The following is a 17,327-nucleotide window of genomic DNA, read 5'->3' as shown; positions in this document are numbered from 1 at the left end:
AAGTGTGTGAATATAGGTCTGCTTTGATTCAATTGGCGGATCGTGTGGTTAGTTCTGGTTTTGGGATATTCTTCGTGGACTGGCGATGGCACGCAAGATTAGGTGATGCAAATCATCAAGTCGACCAAGGCTCTTATCTTCGGGATCCAGACCAGCTACAAAGCCCGCTTTAGTAAATTTCTGCAGTATCGTTTTGTCATGAGAAAACACGTGGACGGGGACTGTCCAAGGTGCTCCATGCCCTGAGATAATTGCGGGCGGCTGGTGGTCTCCTAATACAATAATGAGAGGATGTTGGAGGAAGGTCAGTGCAAGTAAATTACCGACAAGTTGGAGATCATAGCCAATTGCCTGGCTGTAGGAGCTTTGGAGGTCTTGGCCATACAAGATTGTAGAGGAACTTTTGGTCTGGCGCGCTTCAGGGTAAGGATTGCCCGTCAAAAGCGTGCTCCAATCTTGCTTTATGGGTGGGATAGGATTGAAAGGCATGTGGCTGGTTATGGTCGCAAAAAGGTTGAACAATGGGGCGCGTTGGTCCTGTTTCCCTTCTTCGTCGTAGAAGCGAGCTAGACTGAATTGGTCGGGAATTCTCCACCAGCCGAAGTTTGGCCCCGGGTAGGCGAGGGATCTCGCATCCCACACCTTATCATAGTTGTAAAATCTCCCCTCTGGCCAGTGACGTTTTAGGCCCGGCAGCAGTGCGGTGATGCGATAGCCAGAATTCCGAAACCAGCTAGCCAGAGTTTCCGATTTAGTTGTTAGAAGTTGGTGATATTGCATGTTTGAGGAAATCCATTGGCCGGTCATTAGTGTGGCGTGAGATAACCAAGAGGCACCGCCGAATGTGGGGGTGTGATAGACGCCAGTGGCCATGTTCCATCCCTGTTTTCTGGCGGCCTTGGTCAGTTGGTTTAGGTGAGGTTCAATTTGCATGTAGTATGAAGGAGTTTTGAATACTGTTGTTCCATAGGATTCCAGAAAAACGAGGTGAAAATCTCTTTTGCTTAGTTCAATTGTGCCAGCCTTGTATTGAAGCCCTGCGGAATTATTTTCAGTTCCTCGACTATCTTGTCTCACTTGATAAAGAAAAAGTGCTTGCCGCGCATACATCAAAGAAACTGGTATGGAAAAGCCTCGCTCGAAATGTATTGAATCACTGGCCATGCCAGCAGTGTAGGCAAGCATGCAAAGAATTACTGAAACATTTAACCACCGCCGGCCCGTTTTCCCAAAAGAGTTTAGAAGACGAAGGAGTGCAGAAACGAACCAAAATAATGAAATAAGTGTCAGTGTAACAATTAAGCCAAATAGTAAAATTATTTCCGTGCTCAGATCCGCAATCACCATGGCAGCGACGTCGGGGATGTGTTGTAAATCCCAATATAGATTCACAGGGCGGCCGTATAAGGAAGGCGCGGTGACGTCTATATATCTGCCCATAATGAGAAAAATAAGCACGGAAACTAAAGTAAGGCGTCCGGCCGTTTTCTCCAATAGGCTACGTGAGCTCCCGAGGCTTATCAATAAAATTATGACGAGAGCCTCGATAGAAACCTCAGGCTGCAATCGAATCCATGGTGTCGGCCAAATGTTATGAAAGCTGAGGCACGCGTTAAGTGCCAGCGTTGCCCCAACTAGCGCAAGAAATTTAAGGATAACTTTGTCCAAAAGGCGTCGTGCGGGTAGGCTTTTAATCACCTCAGTTCCGGTTTGCCTCTAGCTCTATGATGAGTTCAATTTCATCTCCAACCCAGCCATTTGTGACCGCATACGACATATCATAGTCACTTCGATTGAAAGAACCCCGGATAGACACGCCAATAGTGTATTTTCCATGGCCAAACGGGTATGTGCCACTTTTATTCCAGTGCACATCAAGAACCATGGGCAGGCGTTTTCCCAGCAGAGTTAAGGTGCCGGCTACGGAGCCATGTTTCTGGTCCTGAATCTTGCTTCCCGCGCCTTCAAAAACTATTTCGGGAAATTCACGGCTATTTAAGAAATCGCTTCCCCGCAGGTGGGCGTCACGTTTCTTATGATTAGTAAAAATACTATCTGCACGAATGGTGATCAATACCTCGGTGAGTTCGAGGGTTTCCTCATCAAAAGTAAAGCTTCCTTCAGCCTCGCGAAACATACCCAGAACTTTAGCATAACCAATATGGTCGACTAGGAATCCTATACTAAAGTGATCCGGGTCGATCACATATTCGTAAGGAGTAGCATTCCCGTTGCTGTTATTGAGGTAGGCAGAGTAGAAAATCAGGGTAGCAACAACTATGGGTAATCGTATCCGTCGTCTCATGGTTGGGCTCCTGGGGTCTTTGCGGTATGTCGCAGTAATTGTAGGGTGTCACCAATAAAGGATACAAATAGAAAAATTGTGGCTGCTGCAAGACAAGTAAATTGGAGCGTCGAGCTTTCCAGCGGGCAAAGCGCAAAAATTGAAGCAGAAATCTGGGCTACGCAAGCTAATTTGCGTCGAAAACTTGGTGGTAATGGGGCTCGTAGCGCAGAAAGAGGCCAGCTAGCGGCGACAAATATGTATCGGACTAGGCCGGCAGCTAATACCCACGGGCCCATTTTTGAAAGTTCCCATACAAGAAAAGCCAAGATAAGAATAAAGGCGGCATCTACCTCCATGTCGAACTTTGCCCCAAAGAACGAGGTTTCGGATCGGGATCTTGCTACTATACCATCCAGCCCATCTAGAAGTGCGGCTGAAACGGCAAAGGCGATGAGAACCCAAATGCCTGTTTCGGTTATCAGATGGAGACACCCAATGGTGGAAGCCAAGAGAGCCGTAATAATGAGCCGAGCCAGGGTGATGCAGTTGGCCAGACCAAATTGAGGGGGGTGTTGTCTATTAGACAGAAGGAATATGATTGCAAGTGCTGATATGATGTAGAAACTGATGGCCTGCGCGGTGGCTCGGATTGGGAGGCCCCAACTGTCAACAATAACTGCGCTAACTAATACCAATATAGGGAAGCCCAGGATTAAATGTTTTGCAGTATTTTTTTGTGGGGGAGACAGAAAACAGATGTTCATAGTGCAGGTCAGGACGTTTCTCATGATATTATGAGGCCTCAATGGATTATGGTGTCGAACAAAGACCCTGAATAAATTATCCTAGGATGCAGGTATTAACTAAGTGATTATGGATAAAACAGAGACCTTCATAGAAGCTACAGCATTTTGGATTACTAGGCCAGAAACTGGTGAGCTCCGCTTCTGCCAGTTGCCAGTTCCTAGTATGGATGAGGTCAGAGTGCGGACCTTATATAGCGGCGTAAGCCTTGGAACCGAGCGACTAGTTTTCAGGGGTCAGGTTCCTGCTACTGAGTATGTGTCTATGAGGGCACCATTCCAGGAAGGAGAATTTCCTTGGCCAGTTAAATACGGCTATTCAAGCTGCGGCGTTGTCGAGGACGGGCCGCCAGATTTAATCAATAAAATCGTGTTTAGTTTGTTCCCGCATCAAGATACTTATGTGATTCCCAAAAGTGCGGTTTATCGGATCCCAAGTGGTGTGCCTCCGGAGCGCACCGTGTTGGCAGCTAACATGGAAACTGCTCTTAATGCATTGTGGGACGTCGCCCCCTGTGTAGGAGCTCGTATAGCTGTGATCGGAGGCGGAGTAGTTGGGTGTCTTACGGCGTACTTATGCAGCAGGGTGCTCGGTACGGAAGTTACTTTGGTGGATACAAATGCTGACAGGCGCGATATCGCTGAGGCGTTGGGAATAAAATTTGGTGTGGATGAGTCGAGCTCGCGGATGGACCTCGTTATTCATGCTTCGGGAAGATCATCGGGTTTAGAGACGGCTATTGCTGTGGCAGGCGCAGAGGCTAATATAATCGAGCTTAGCTGGTTTGGTGATAAACCTTCGATGGTGCATCTGGGTGCCACCTTTCATTCCCGTAGATTGCGACTAGTGTCTTCNCAGGTANGGTCTGTGGGNGTCCTTCAGCGNCCTAGNTGGACCCGNNAAANNCGGTTGGCNTTGGCACTNANGCTTCTCTCTGATGATGTNTTGGATTGNCTNNTCGAAGANGANAGNGNNTTCNNAGANTTGCCNNAAACGATGAANNGNCTGATGTCACAGCCGAAATCAGGTCTATGTCATAGGGTNNTNTACCCTTANNAGNGCNCATGTNGGATAAATATAAGGCAGNAAATNAAATGTTNAATTTGTCAGTACGCGANCACTTCATGATTGCACATAGTTTTCAGGGAGAGNTTTTTGGCCCGGCACANAACCTTCATGGNGCGACTTATGTGGTAGANNTTANNTTNGCNAGGCNAGAGTTGGATTCNCATGGTTTGGTAGTGGATATTGGGCTTGCGCAGACTGCTCTAAAGTCGGTTTTAGATGCGCTCAATTACAAAAATTTAGACGAAGTTGATGAATTTAAGGGGATAAACACCACTACCGAAAAACTCGCTAAAATTATTTTTATCCGGATGGCCGATAAAATCAGAGAGGGATCTCTTGGTTTCGAGGCTGATGGTTTGACTTCAATGATGGTGAAGTTAAATGAATCCCATGTAGCGTGGGCTAGCTATGAAAGCAAATTATGAAGCCAATGTTTTTCAGTATCCTTTAGCTAATAAAGCAGGCAAGGTTAAGTGAGAAGATTGGTTGAGCGTTTGAGTGCCAGTACATAGAGTTCTAAAGTGAAAGTTGATTTGGTCCATTTCGTCGTGCCTGGTGACATAAATGCCCTAACGGGTGGTTACATCTATGATAAGCATATGATAGGTGGCCTGCAGCAAGAGGGTCTAGCCGTGAAGCTGCATTTGTTGGAGGCAGAGTTCCCATTGCCAACTGGCTCTGGTTTGAGTAGTGCTGCAGAGGCCACAGAAAAAATTTCAGATGGCCAAGTGATAATTATAGATGGTCTTGCCCTTGGGCCTCTGCAAGAAATATTAGAGGTTCACCGACATCGGTTAAAAATTGTTGGCCTTATCCATCATCCCCTGGCCAATGAAACGGGTTTGAGGAGAGATGTAGCCAAGAAACTTGGAGAGGCTGAGCGGCGGGCACTTTCGTTCTGTCGAGCAGTTGTAGTTACCAGCCAGATAACTCGTTCTACATTGATCCATAAATATGATGTCCAGGCTGAGAAAATTTGTGTGATAGAGCCTGGTGCAGAAAAGGCTTCTGTGTTCAGTCCGCGGCTAAAGGGAGCTATTCGACTCATTTGTGTGGCATCTCTGATTCCCAGAAAGGGACACAACATTCTGGTCGAGGCCTTGTCGCTATTGGCTAATCGACCATGGGCTTTAACTTGCATAGGGGACCTACACCGTGACCCACGGACCTCACGCCTGGTACGTAATTTGGTTATAAAGTTCGGATTGACGGATAGAATAAATTTTGTTGGGGAAGTCAGCGATTCTCATCTTCAGGTACATTACCAGAAGGCTAACTTATTTGTCTTAGCCTCTCATTATGAGGGTTATGGTATGGCCCTGTCTGAGGCTATTTCTTGGGGTATACCTGTTGTTTCTACTACTGGTGGTGCCATCCCGTCTACTGTTCCTCGGTCAGCTAGTCTTCTGGTTCGGCCTGGCGATGCACGCGCGTTGTCTTGTGCGGTTGGGAGATTCATGGATGAACCAAGAGTTCGAACTAAACTTCTTGCAGGGGCTCGTGGAGCAAGTAGCAAACAAAAGAGTTGGCAATTTGCAACTTCGCGTTTTGTAGGAGAGATACGGCGAATAGTTTTTGATGAATGAATTTTTATCTAGTTGGTTAGATGTACGCGAAGGAGCTGATGCTCGTGCACGGAATGTCGACGTGGTAACCGCCTTGAGTGCCTACGTGGATGAATTGGCAGATATTCATTTGATCGATCTTGGGGCTGGAACGGGGAGTCTTTTCCGATATTTGGCTCCAAGGCTGGGGAACCGTCAAACTTGGCGCCTGGTGGATTATTCATCGAGCCTTTTGGAACAGGCGGAGACTCGTTTGACGAAATGGGCGGGGCAGCATGAGCTTATTGTTCAGTCGAAGGTGGGGGGATGGTATGCAAGTAACATGGTAAGGGAGTATCGCGTAGATACAGAGATATGGGATTTTGCGAGGGGCTTCCCTGATTTTCCGATTGATCCTTCTGCTGATCTTATAACTGCTTCCGCATTTATAGATCTAGTTTCTTTGAGTTGGATCGAGCAGTTGGTGGCTTTTTGTAAAAAAGCACGAACGAGCTTTTATGGGTGCCTCACCTATAATGGTCTCATCGAGTGGAGCCCCAAGCACTCGTTTGACGGAGAGTTTTTGCAATTATTGAATAATGACCAGCGACGAGACAAGGGTATGGGACCTGCTCTAGGGCCAGACGCTTTTCAGGCAATTAATAATTCTTTTGTCTCCAGCGGCTTTGTTGTTAAGACGGGATCCAGCCCTTGGGTATTGGATTCCAAGGATTGGCAGTTGCAGAAGGCTCTTCTGCTTCAATGGGTGAAGTTACTGGACCAAAAGAGTAGTTGGCCGGCTTGGAAGATTAAGGAATGGAATGAATTTCATTTGGCTGTAATTGTGGAGGGCAAATCGCAGCTTAAAGTGGGTCATCAAGATATTTGGGTTGTGCCTCCCGAACCTGTATGAGGGGCTATCGCTCTGTTAGATGATTTGTAAGTCGCCAGTGATAGAGGACATCGTCTCCCATATGATATTTTAGTGTCTTCAAACGGGNGGCGGCGTTGGGACCCGAGATTTCTGGGATTTGAAGCCCTCTCTTTCCTTCTCCGAGAAAAATGGGAGCAAGGGCAATTTGGAGGTAGTGTACGGTCCCCGCGTTAACGAACTGGGAGACGGTTTTGCCACCACCCTCAATCAATAAATTTTTCAACCCCCTTGAGGTTAGAATTTGGCAGCAGTCGCTTGGCCTCATCTTTCCGTCGGCCATAGGGAGAGGGAGTATTTCGACGTGGGGAGCAGAATGTCGATCCTTGTTGCCGATATCCTCTCCACAAAGAACTAGGGTGGGAGCATCTGGCTGGGCAAAGATATGATGCTTTGAGCTGAGCCGAAGGTTTGGATCAATTACAACGCGAACAGGATTTGGGCCATCCACTAATCTTGTGGTTAGTTGCGGGTTATCATTTCGTACAGTATTGCTTCCTACCAATACCGCATCCGTAAGAGCGCGCATTCTGTGTAGGTGAACAATATTTTTCTGGCCGTTTATATAGTGTGACTGACCATTTGTCGTCGCTATGAAGCCGTCCATGCTTTGCCCTAGATGAGCTGTAACAATATGCTGGTCTTTTGTAGCAAAGGGACAGTAGAGGTCTAGTAATTCTTGNGCATCGCGAGTAATTTCTCCGGAAATTCTGTATGTTCCATCGGAGTTAAATCTTACTTCTTGGCTGGATACCCCAAGCCTGCAATTCAGCAAGGCGCGCCATACAGTATCTATATCAATTAAATCAGGTTCTCGCATTTTCTAGGCTGGATAATGGGAAACGAGCCATATCGCATAGAACCTGGAGTATCTTATTTACCATATGCTCAATAAGTAGTGCCCCTCTTTCAGGGTCCGCGTTTGAAGCGTTACCTATAGCACCATGGAGGGTCAAATCTTGAGCCTGCCAGGCGGTACGCGCAAATCCGCTTAGGCCAATATGCGGGTGCTTCCCGTTTGTGAGTGGTGAGGTTGATATAAAGTTTTCTGATAGTTCCATTCTTACCGAGCTCGGGTTCAGGTATAGCATCATGGAGGTTTCTATTTCTCCGGCGTGGATGCCATTTGTAATTTCTTGCGGATCAAACAAGCCATCTGGTATCCCAAGACGGAAACTATTAACACTGACGGCCAACATGCGATTCTCTGTGCGGAGCCGCTGGGCTACAAGATCGACGATAGTTGGTTGTCCGCCATGGGTNTTAAGAATCAAAAGTTTTTTTATTCCAACCTTGTGTGCTTGTTTCCCCAAGGACGTCCACATAGACATTAGGTGTTCGGGTGGGCAACTCAAAGTCCCGGCAAAATCGCTATGCTCTGAGCTTTCACCAATCTCCATCAATGGCAATGCGATAAGTTGATGCTCTGTGGCGGTGTTGGCCATCAGTTGCTTAACTAGGCCTCTACATATCTGTACATCAGTATCCAATGGAAGATGAGGTCCGTGTTGCTCGATTGCGGCAACGGGAAGCAGGGCAATGGTTGACTCTGTATTGATGGAGGCAAAAGACTGAGTTGTTAGCTCAGCCCAGTAGGAATTCCCATTAAAGGAAGAAGAATTATTAACATCGGGCATCGGGTCATTTTTTAGTGGCGGATCCCTAAGGTCAAGCCCAATGCCCGGCTATTTTCGGAAACTCCTGGCTATCTGGGGGATGGCTCAAGTTTTCAGCTNCCTNCNTTAACGTTGCCCGTGTGCTTGCCGGCGTGCCCCAGCCCGGCCCGATAATCGTTTCCTGCTAGTATCAATCCGATTGCCAATGCTACCGAGAGACAAGCGGCCAGGGCGACCAGAGGCAACCGGTTCTTCATTCCATTGCGGCGCCTCCTAAAAAGCCGCCGTTTTCGTGGGAGTGTGGCTCGATCAAGCATTTTTCAATTAGTCCATGGGATAGTTTTAGAAATGAAATCTACGTTTTAGGGGTTTCTAGAGCAATATATTTTTTTATGTAATATTTGAAAGGCTGTGGTAACGNTGAATATATTTTCTTTAACCAGTGTTACAATTGCTAGTAATTACACAACATCTAGTTCTATGATGGTGGGCCAGTACCATTGCTGGTGGGTTACACTGTTGTTCGGTAGTGGATACACTAAAGATAAGGGGCCGCCCGAAAATGTATTTTTGTTTGTTGGGACATTTTGCAACACCCGGCCCGATTCGGGCTNTCAAGGGACGCTGTNGGTTAACAGCGGTCCTCTATCTCTTATAATGGCAGGAGGCGGGTAACTATGCGACGCAGCCGCAATGCGAATAAGTCGCATTATGCTGTGAGGGCAAGATTGCTGTTTGTCACAGCAATGGCCTGGCAGTGCCGGTGACTGGAGCGAAATCGGGGTTAAGTGTGTTTTATGGTAACAAAGAAAAAAAGTAGAGTTCTAATTCTTGGATCGGGGCCAGCTGGTCTTACGGCTGCTGTTTATGCGTCGCGGGCAAATCTTGAACCGGTATTAATCCATGGTATTCAACCAGGCGGGCAAATGACAATTACAACTGATGTGGAGAACTATCCAGGTTTCGCCGAAGTCATCCAAGGGCCTTGGCTAATGGAACAAATGAGAGCTCAGGCAGAATCAGTTGGAACAGAAATGTTTTCGGATATTGTGGAGTCCGTGGACCTTAGTAAACGTCCTTGGGTGTGTGTGGGGGACAGCGGGCAGGTTTTTGAGGGTGAGACTCTAATAATCTCGACCGGCGCACAGGCCAGGTGGTTGGGCTTGGAAAGCGAAGAGTCATTTAAGGGTTTCGGGGTTTCTGCTTGTGCCACGTGCGATGGATTTTTCTTTAGGGGTAAGACCGTTGCAGTTGTGGGGGGTGGAAATACTGCAGTCGAAGAAGCGCTGTTTTTAACGAATTTTGCGTCTAAGGTTTGGTTAATACACCGTCGAGATAAACTACGGGCAGAAAAGCTTCTACAGGACCGGTTGTTTGCAAACAAAGCTGTAGAGATAATTTGGGATCACGAAGTGGAGGAAGTGGTTGGCCATTCTAACCCCAAGAGTGTGACCGGTCTTCGTCTGAAGAGTGTTGCTGGCGGGTCACGGAGAGACGTTTCCATTGATGGTCTTTTTGTGGCCATTGGGCACACTCCTAATACCCAATTATTTGAGGGTCAGCTAGGCATGGATGAAGAGGGCTATATTGTGACCGCCCCTGATACTACTAAAACTAATATACCGGGTGTATTTGCTGCGGGCGATGTGCAAGACAAGATTTATCGTCAGGCGGTCACAGCTGCTGGCTCTGGGTGCATGGCTGCCTTGGATGCCGAAAAATTTCTGGCGGATGACGGTGATTCGACAGTATCGTGAAACATGTTCGGCGGAGCTGTATACAGCGAATTGGAGCAGGTACCGTTAAATGAACTGGGACAAACTGAGGACATTCCATGTGGTCGCTAAGAACGGGAGTTTCACCGGGGCTGGTAGGATTTTAAATCTCAGCCAGTCGGCGGTAAGTAGACAAATACGAAGTCTTGAAGAGGCCTTAAATCTACCCCTCTTTCACAGACATGCTAGAGGATTGCTGTTGACTGAACAGGGGGAGGAGCTCTACCAAACCGCCCGAGATATTTATGCTAAGCTATCTATGACGGAGGCTCGCCTTCTTGAAATCAGGGAGAGACCAACAGGTCCGCTGAAAATAACAACCACGGTAGGGTTTGGCTCACTCTGGCTAACGGAACATATAGGGGAATTTTTGGATAGATACCCAGATATTTCCATAAGTCTTTTTGTCACCGATGTGGAACTAGATTTAACAATGCGGGAGGCTGATGCCGCTATCAGGGTCACCCCACCGACCCAGCCTGACCTGATACAGCGGCACCTATTTACGGGGCATTTTGGGATTTATGCGGCTCCTGCCTACCTTAATGCGTTTGGGACTCCCAGAAGTGTGGCCCAACTAGCGAACCATCGTGTTATTAGTTTTGGCTCTGAGATGCCCTCTCCTTTTGAGGGTCACAACTGGTTAGTTGATGAAATAGTTTCTGCGGCAGGAAAGTTTGAGCCAGCTTTAACCGTAAATAATGTGTATGGAATGCTACGATCGACAGAGAATGGGGCTGGAATTGCAGCTCTTCCCTCATTTTTAGGAGAGGGTAAAACAAACTTGGTTCGTATACTAGATCGGATAGAGACCCCGGCGGCGGATTGTTACTTTGTGTATCCAGCCGAGTTAAAAAATTCACAAAGGATAGGAGTATTCCGGGAATTTCTGCTTCGAAAAGTCTCCGAGACTTCTTTTTAGTTCCTGGCAAGTTTGCAGATTGGTTTTAACTGTAAAGAACAGTTCCTCGCATTCGGAGGGGGTCCACGTCTTGTAAATGACGAGGGAGGGAAGCCATGCATTTGAAAACAATAGCCCCCGCCTTTGAAAGGTTTTCGGAATGAGTAGGTCTAACATGTTGTCCGCCTGCAAAACCGAAGACGGGCATGCCAGCTGCATGAGCTGCTGTAACACCTGGGACGCTATCCTCAATTACAATGCTGCGCGAGGGACTGACGCCCATTTTGGCCGCAGCATGAAGAAATAAATCAGGTGCTGGCTTCCCATTATGAACCTCTGACGCACTAAAAATAGTTTCTGGCAAAAAGAAATCAGACAAGTTAGTAAGAGTTAATGATAACCGAATTTTTTGTTGACTCCCTGAGGATGCTACACATTTCAAGGTGCGGATTGCTTTGAGAGCTGTTTTGATTCCTTCAATAGGCTTCAATTCTTTTTTGAATGAGTGTGTTGTTTTCTGTTGAAGCTTAGTCTGGAAATTTGGGTCGAGTGGTCTACCTAACTCTTTTTCCACCTCTCGTTGTATAGAGTTAAGGTCTCGGCCAACAAACTTTGTGACAGCCTCTTGAAAAGAGCACATGTATCCTTCCTGGGTGAGGGACTGGGCCAAAATTTTGTTCGCAATGCTCTCAGAGTCAACGAGCACGCCATCGCAGTCGAAAATCACCAAGGCATAGTCTTTAAGATAATTCATCAGCAGCAGACGGGGCTATCTGTAGAGGTTTTCGTGCTGTAGGTCTTTATAGAGAGACGCAACAAATTCGTTGTATCCGTTGTACATCAGTGTTGCGACAGGCGCTTTCGTGCCTAGAGGCTGTTCTGTTTGCTGGCTCCATCTAGGGTGTGCAACCTGAGGGTTTACATTGGCCCAAAATCCGTACTCTTCGCCGGCTAAGTCTTCCCAAAAGCTTTTTGGGCGGTCAGCAACAAAACTAAACTCCTGGATGGACTTAATCGACTTGAACCCGTACTTCCATGGGACAACCAACCTTAATGGAGCACCATTCTGGGGAGGTAGGGGTTTCTTGAACATTCCCATAGCTATCATGGCCAGGGGGTTTTTCGCCTCTGCGATGGTTATGCTTTCCGTGTACGGCCATGGCAACCAGTGTTGACGTTGTCCTGGCGCAAACTTGGGCATCAGGAAGCTAGTCATTTTTAGGTATTTGGCGTGTTCTAAAGGTTCAGCAAAGTCGACCAGCGACTTTATGGGAAATCCTATCCAGGGGACAGCCATGGACCAGGTTTCGACGCAGCGATGTCGAAGCCACCGCTCTTCCAGTGTGAACATTTCTAATAGATCAGAGGGATCAATTGTTTTTTCCGTTTTTACTAGTCCAGTAATGCGCACGGGCCAAGGATTCAGAGGTAATTGTTGAGCAGCTTTCCATATCTTTTTATGGGAGCCAAACTCGAAAAAATTATTGTAGGTGGTTACGAGTTTGTTGGAGGTTAGAGGGCGGTCCAAGGTATAAACAGAATTGCGGGGAACCGACGAAAATGCCTCAGGCGGTATGCCTGGATTAATATTTGTATCTTCAGAGAGTGCTGCTGGTAGGGAGGTCGATGCGGCCGCCAGGGCTAAACCACCAGCTAAGGCCTGGCGGCGGCTCAAGGTGGCTTGCTTTGCAAGCCCAGTTTTATTTGCTTTGCCTATAGTTTTTGAGCTGATGTGAGTCATTGACTAGAGAAAATCAACTAGGTGTTTAGGCGGGTTTGATCCAAACAGCGGCATCGTGGAAAACTCCTCCGCCGTTTGGCGGCCCGGCATCTGCTCCGATCAGGGAGTTAACTCCGATTCCATTTTCGAAGGCCCTATTTGGCCAGATACCTTCAATAATGGCCACTCCCGGTTGCTGTTTCTTACTTATTTCCACATGAACTAAAATTTCACCTCGATGATTACCAATTTTTACTTTGTCCTCATCGTGGAAATTGTTGGCCGCTGCATCTTCAGCACAGAGCTTTACAGTTGGCCGGTTTTCTTTCTTTATAGATGTCGTCGTCTCAGTAAAAGAGGTATTCAAGTAATTATGAGATGGGGCTGTCACGAGACGGAAAGGATGAGTTTCATCTGCTTTTTCAATCAAGTCGATATGGTCAGGGAGTGGGGGAAGTTGGTTATAGTTTGGCCCTTCCTCACTCCAATTTGGGGCAAATCGAAAGCGTCCTTCCTTATGAGAAAAGCCCTCTAAAAAATGGGATTCGTCGAAACTAGGCTGGCAATCAATCCAGTGATTGACTCGAAGTTGCTCGAGGCTACCCCAACCAGAAGCTAGGAGTGTTTCATTAATTATTTCTTCCTCCGTCATGTCAAAGCCCCGGTGGTTAGCTCCTAGGCGTTTTGCCAGGTCGCACAAGACATGGTGATTGGAGCGGGATTGACCGACAGGGTCAACCAAACGTGGCCCCAGCATAATATGCTGATGGCCTCCCCCTTGATATATGTCGTTGTGTTCCACAAAAGTTGTTGCGGGTAAAAGTATGTCTGCAAATAATGCGGTGTCAGTCATAAATTGTTCATGAACGCAGAAAAAGAGGTCATTTCTTCTAAGTCCCTGCAACACTTTATTGGTTTCAGGAGCTACGACTGCCGGATTAGTATTTTGAATCAACATGGCATTGACGGGCGGGCCATCGCCAAGATCAGCTTTGTCTCCAGTTAATATTGGCCCAATCCTGCACTGATCCAACATACGAATAGAAGGATCATATTTATCCAAACCCTCTATTAGGGTTTTGTCCCAGTGATAAATGTCCCCGTTGGTATAGAAGGCGCCGCCACCTGGTTCCGTCCAGGCACCCGTTACAGTTGGGAGGCAGGAGACGGCGTGGGTATTGACTGCCCCATTTCTTGACCGTGAAAAACCATATCCAACTCTAATAAAACTACGTTTAGTTTCCCCATACATTTTTGCAAATTCTTCAATTTCGGAAACGGACAGGCCAGTAATTTGGGCAGCCCATTCCGGAGTTCGTGTCTTAAGGTGTTTCTCAAGCCGTTCAGGACAGTCGCTGTATTTGCCCAAATAGGCACGATCAGCGTAGCCATCTCGAAAGAGAATATGCATTAGGCCACAAGCTAGTGCTCCGTCTGTTCCCGGACGGAGCGCTAGGTGGAGATCAGCCACTTGAGCCGTACGGGTCCGGTATGGGTCAACAACGACCAACTTGGCATTCCGAGATTTTCGGGCCTTCTGAATGTGCGTCATTACGTTAACTTGGGTCGAGGCAGGGTTGCCTCCCCATGACACGATCAGATCGGATACGGCCATTTCCCGAGGATCTGGGCCTCTAAATGATCCCACCCCAGCATGCCAGCCGGCACGGACAAGGGTTACACAAATGGTACTATGCTGGCCGGAATATTGCATGGCGTGGCGGAGCCTATTTATCCCATCTCTTTGCAATAAGCCCATGGTCCCTGCGTAGAAATACGGCCAGACACTCTCGCTTCCGTGCTGTTGTGTGGTTTTTATAAATGCATTGGCAACCTCATCCAGAGCATCATCCCAGGGAATAGACTTGAATTCTCCATTTCCCTTTTCACCGATTCGGCGCATTGGATTTGTCAATCTATCCGGATGATGAGTGCGTTCCGCGTAGCGTGCCACTTTCGCGCAGACCACTCCGTCTGTGTAACTATTAGCTCTTGCTCCCCGAACCCGGCCTATGCGTTGTGGGCTGAGGAGGTCGACTTCGAGTGCGCACGTGCTGGGGCAGTCATGCGGACAAGCTGAATAAGCTATTGGCTGTAATGAATCCTGGTCCATATTCTATGCTAACCCGTTGCAGGCTTGATGGATCCGCTGGCATGCATCTTCGAGGGCGGCGTCAGAGGTAGCATAAGAAATACGAAAATGTGGGCCAAGGCCAAACGCTTCACCAAATACCACCGCGACACCAACTGACTCGAGAAGGTATTTGGCAAAGTCTTCATCGTTCTCAATGTCGCTTCCCGACAGAGTAGTTTTGCCTAGCAGGCCAGCGCAGCTCGGGTAAACATAAAATGCGCCCTCTGGCTTCCGGCAACTGATTCCCTCAATTTTATTTAGGGCTTCGACTACCATATCACGGCGTTTTTTGAAGGCAGCATTTCGGGCCGTTAGAAAGGACTGGTCGCCATTTAGGGCTGCCACGGCCGCTGCTTGAGAAATAGAGCAGGGGTTAGATGTGCTTTGTGACTGGATCTTCGCCATTGCTTTAATCAGATTAGGAGGTCCACCCGCAAAACCAATACGCCAACCGGTCATTGCGTATGCTTTTGATACCCCATTAACGGTTAAAGTTCTGGGTAGTAGCTCAGGGGTGATTTGGGCCGGTGTAGTGAAGCGAAATTGGTCATAAACAATTTTTTCGTAAATATCATCGGATAGGAGCCAGACATGTGGATTACGGAGGAGGATCTCCGTAATAGCAATGAGCTCTTTTTCTTCGTATGCGGTCCCAGAGGGGTTCCCCGGGGAATTGAGGATCAGCCATTTGGTTCTTGGGGTGATGGCTTGCTCGAGAGCATCGGGAGTTAGACGAAAGCCATCAGTTTCGGTTGTTGGTACCACTACGGGGGTGCCACCAGACAAGAGGACCATATCTGGATAAGAGACCCAGAAGGGGGCGGGAATAATGACTTCGTCCCCTGGATTAAGGGTCGCCATAAGTGCATTATACATCACATGCTTGCCGCCGACTCCGACATTTATTTGTTCAGGAGTATAGGATAGGCCATTGTCGCGGCTAAATTTCTGACAGATTGCTTCGCGAAGTTGCTGAGTTCCGTCGACCTTAGTATATTTTGTTTGGCCGTCTCGCATTGCTTTTATCGCCGCTTCTTTTATGTGTTCAGGGGTATCAAAGTCGGGCTCTCCCGCCCCGAGTCCTATCACGTCTTCGCCGGCTTCTTTGAGCTCGTGCGCGCGGGCCGTTACAGCCATTGTCGGTGANGGTTTAATACGATCTAATTTTTCGGCGAGCATAGGCATGTTGGCTTTCATTGGTTCTTATTGGTGGTACGATAAGCTACGCTGTATCGGTTGCTATGTGCAATGTTAAAAGAAGTCATACCGATTGCAGTTTAACCTTTGTTTNNGCATAGTCGGATTTTGTTGGTATTTTGAATAGGAGNTAGCTTTGCNGTTATCAGGAGGGTTGGCACGCCTAGGAACAGAGAGTGCTTTTGAGCTTTTGGCTCGAGCAAAAGAGCTCGAGGCCCAAGGGCGAGATATTATAAATCTTGGGATTGGGCAGCCAGATTTCCGAACTCCTGACCANATTGTAGAGGCGGCCCAGAAAGCCNTAGCCGATGGTCACCATGGATATACCCCGGGTAACGGAATTCTCCCATTGCGGGAGGCGGTTGCNAAAGACATCTTTAAGAATAGAGGCGTCCAAGTTGATCCNGGTCATGTAGTCATTGTTCCGGGGGGAAAGGTGACCATGTGGTATGCAATTCTGTTGTTCGGCGAGGCGGGGGCAGAAATTATGTATCCAAATCCTGGTTTCCCCATTTACGANTCGGTTATTAATTATTCTGGAGCAAAAGCAGTCCCTATTCGGCTGANCGAGCAAAATAATTTTGCCTTNGATGCNGACGAAGTCNTAGANNANNTTAATTCTAAGACCCGGCTCTTAATTCTGAATAGCCCGGCAAATCCCACCGGGGGTGTTNTCCCGAGANGAGAATTTGACCGACTAGTGGAGGGNTTGGAGTCGTATCCAGATGTCGNCATCTTATCTGATGAAATATACTCACGGTTGTTGTATGACGGGACGGAGTTTGTCTCTATGTTGGAGTATGAATCCCTTCGGAATAGGTTGATTTTGCTGGACGGCTGGAGCAAGACTTATGCAATGACAGGTTGGCGCATCGGCTATGGTGTTTGGCCCGAGAGTTTGGCTGACTTGGTTACGAGACTCAATATCAATTCGGTGTCCTGCACTAGTGCGGCGACTCAATATGCAGCCATTGCGGCTCTAGAAGGTTCGCAGGAATTTGTGAACGAAATGATTCAGGCATTTAAGGATCGCAGAAGCCTCATAGTTAACGAGACTAATACGATTCCTGGTGTTAGCTCAATTGTCCCAAGTGGGGCATTTTATACTATGCCTAATATCACCAAGACTGGGGTCTCCTCTAAGGAAATGGAAAGTATATTATTGGAAGACCTCGGCGTCGCAGCAGTTGCCGGGACAAGCTTTGGTTCTTTTGGTGAGGGTTATATGAGGTTCTCTTACGCTAATAGTGCAGAAAATATCACGCGGGCAATGCATAGAATTCGTGAGTATGCCGAGTCCAAGGGATGGGGTAGATAATGAGACGTTCTTTTGGTGAGAGTTCGACACCC

At 47.6% G+C, this 17,327-nt stretch carries 13 protein-coding genes and 3 pseudogenes; 7 read left to right on the top strand and 9 right to left on the bottom strand.

What is annotated here, in order from left to right:
- Positions 1 to 48: 48 nt before the first annotated feature.
- The 3 genes from CMM32_08785 to CMM32_08775 are packed head-to-tail and all read right to left on the bottom strand — an operon-like array spanning position 49 to position 3,075.
- The gene (locus CMM32_08785; protein MBT06990.1) at positions 49 to 1,698 is read right to left on the bottom strand and encodes a hypothetical protein; all 1,650 of its coding nucleotides are present in this window, start codon (positions 1,696 to 1,698) and stop codon (positions 49 to 51) included.
- A 1-nt stretch (position 1,699) separates the two neighbouring features.
- Positions 1,700 to 2,305 carry a hypothetical protein gene (locus tag CMM32_08780; GenBank protein ID MBT06989.1) on the bottom strand — a complete coding sequence of 202 codons (606 nt, stop codon included), beginning with the start codon at positions 2,303 to 2,305 and terminating at the stop codon, positions 1,700 to 1,702.
- Positions 2,302 to 3,075, bottom strand: a complete 774-nt coding sequence (locus CMM32_08775; GenBank protein MBT06988.1) for a hypothetical protein — start codon at positions 3,073 to 3,075, stop codon at positions 2,302 to 2,304. The genes CMM32_08780 and CMM32_08775 overlap by 4 nt, the downstream gene beginning before the upstream one ends.
- A gap of 85 nt (positions 3,076 to 3,160) precedes the next feature.
- On the opposite strand from CMM32_08775, the pseudogene CMM32_08770 reads away from it, so the two are divergent.
- The 4 genes and pseudogenes from CMM32_08770 (at position 3,161) to CMM32_08755 (ending at position 6,616) form a co-directional block, all read left to right on the top strand.
- Positions 3,161 to 4,219: pseudogene (locus CMM32_08770) on the top strand (dehydrogenase).
- A pseudogene (locus CMM32_08765) lies at positions 4,186 to 4,584 on the top strand (hypothetical protein). The pseudogenes CMM32_08770 and CMM32_08765 overlap by 34 nt, the downstream one beginning before the upstream one ends.
- A gap of 96 nt (positions 4,585 to 4,680) precedes the next feature.
- Positions 4,681 to 5,745 carry a glycosyl transferase, group 1 gene (locus CMM32_08760; GenBank protein MBT06987.1) on the top strand — a complete coding sequence of 355 codons (1,065 nt, stop codon included), beginning with the start codon at positions 4,681 to 4,683 and terminating at the stop codon, positions 5,743 to 5,745.
- A complete protein-coding gene (locus CMM32_08755) occupies positions 5,738 to 6,616 on the top strand; it encodes a hypothetical protein (protein ID MBT06986.1) in 879 nt (292 codons plus the stop codon). The genes CMM32_08760 and CMM32_08755 overlap by 8 nt, the downstream gene beginning before the upstream one ends.
- 4 nt (positions 6,617 to 6,620) lie before the next feature.
- Here the strand turns inward: CMM32_08755 and CMM32_08750 are convergent, their stop codons facing one another.
- Together CMM32_08750 and CMM32_08745 are read right to left on the bottom strand one after the other, a co-directional pair.
- Positions 6,621 to 7,454: a deaminase gene (locus CMM32_08750; GenBank protein MBT06985.1), complete on the bottom strand. Its 834-nt coding sequence runs from the start codon at positions 7,452 to 7,454 to the stop codon at positions 6,621 to 6,623.
- Entirely contained in the window at positions 7,441 to 8,271 is an 831-nt protein-coding gene (locus CMM32_08745) for a creatininase (GenBank protein ID MBT06984.1), read from the bottom strand. The genes CMM32_08750 and CMM32_08745 overlap by 14 nt, the downstream gene beginning before the upstream one ends.
- A gap of 776 nt (positions 8,272 to 9,047) precedes the next feature.
- Between CMM32_08745 and trxB the strand changes: the two genes are divergently transcribed.
- Together trxB and CMM32_08735 are read left to right on the top strand one after the other, a co-directional pair.
- On the top strand, positions 9,048 to 10,007 hold the full coding sequence (trxB, locus tag CMM32_08740) for a thioredoxin-disulfide reductase (GenBank protein ID MBT06983.1): 960 nt from the start codon (positions 9,048 to 9,050) through the stop codon (positions 10,005 to 10,007).
- 49 nt (positions 10,008 to 10,056) lie between these two features.
- Positions 10,057 to 10,947 (top strand): LysR family transcriptional regulator, encoded by an 891-nt coding sequence (locus CMM32_08735; GenBank protein MBT06982.1) that lies wholly within the window; start codon positions 10,057 to 10,059, stop codon positions 10,945 to 10,947.
- 25 nt (positions 10,948 to 10,972) lie between these two features.
- Here CMM32_08735 and CMM32_08730 read toward each other — a convergent pair whose 3' ends face one another.
- From CMM32_08730 to CMM32_08715, 4 genes are read right to left on the bottom strand one after another with little or no spacing between them, the layout of a single operon-like run.
- Positions 10,973 to 11,680 carry a hydrolase gene (locus tag CMM32_08730; protein ID MBT06981.1) on the bottom strand — a complete coding sequence of 236 codons (708 nt, stop codon included), beginning with the start codon at positions 11,678 to 11,680 and terminating at the stop codon, positions 10,973 to 10,975.
- Positions 11,681 to 11,695: 15 nt separating this feature from the next.
- Complete coding sequence (locus CMM32_08725; GenBank protein ID MBT06980.1) at positions 11,696 to 12,667, bottom strand: protein-methionine-sulfoxide reductase catalytic subunit MsrP; 972 nt, start codon at positions 12,665 to 12,667, stop codon at positions 11,696 to 11,698.
- Between the two features lie 25 nt (positions 12,668 to 12,692).
- Entirely contained in the window at positions 12,693 to 14,759 is a 2,067-nt protein-coding gene (locus CMM32_08720) for a dehydrogenase (GenBank protein ID MBT06979.1), read from the bottom strand.
- Between the two features lie 3 nt (positions 14,760 to 14,762).
- On the bottom strand, positions 14,763 to 15,965 hold the full coding sequence (locus CMM32_08715) for an aspartate aminotransferase (GenBank protein ID MBT06978.1): 1,203 nt from the start codon (positions 15,963 to 15,965) through the stop codon (positions 14,763 to 14,765).
- Between the two features lie 166 nt (positions 15,966 to 16,131).
- Here CMM32_08715 and CMM32_08710 point away from each other — a divergent pair.
- A pseudogene (locus CMM32_08710) lies at positions 16,132 to 17,295 on the top strand (aspartate aminotransferase).
- Positions 17,296 to 17,327 lie beyond the last annotated feature (32 nt).

This window comes from Rhodospirillaceae bacterium, from assembly GCA_002728255.1.
Taxonomy (GTDB): Bacteria; Pseudomonadota; Alphaproteobacteria; order UBA7887; family UBA7887.
This window is presented reverse-complemented; position numbering and strand designations above follow the sequence as displayed.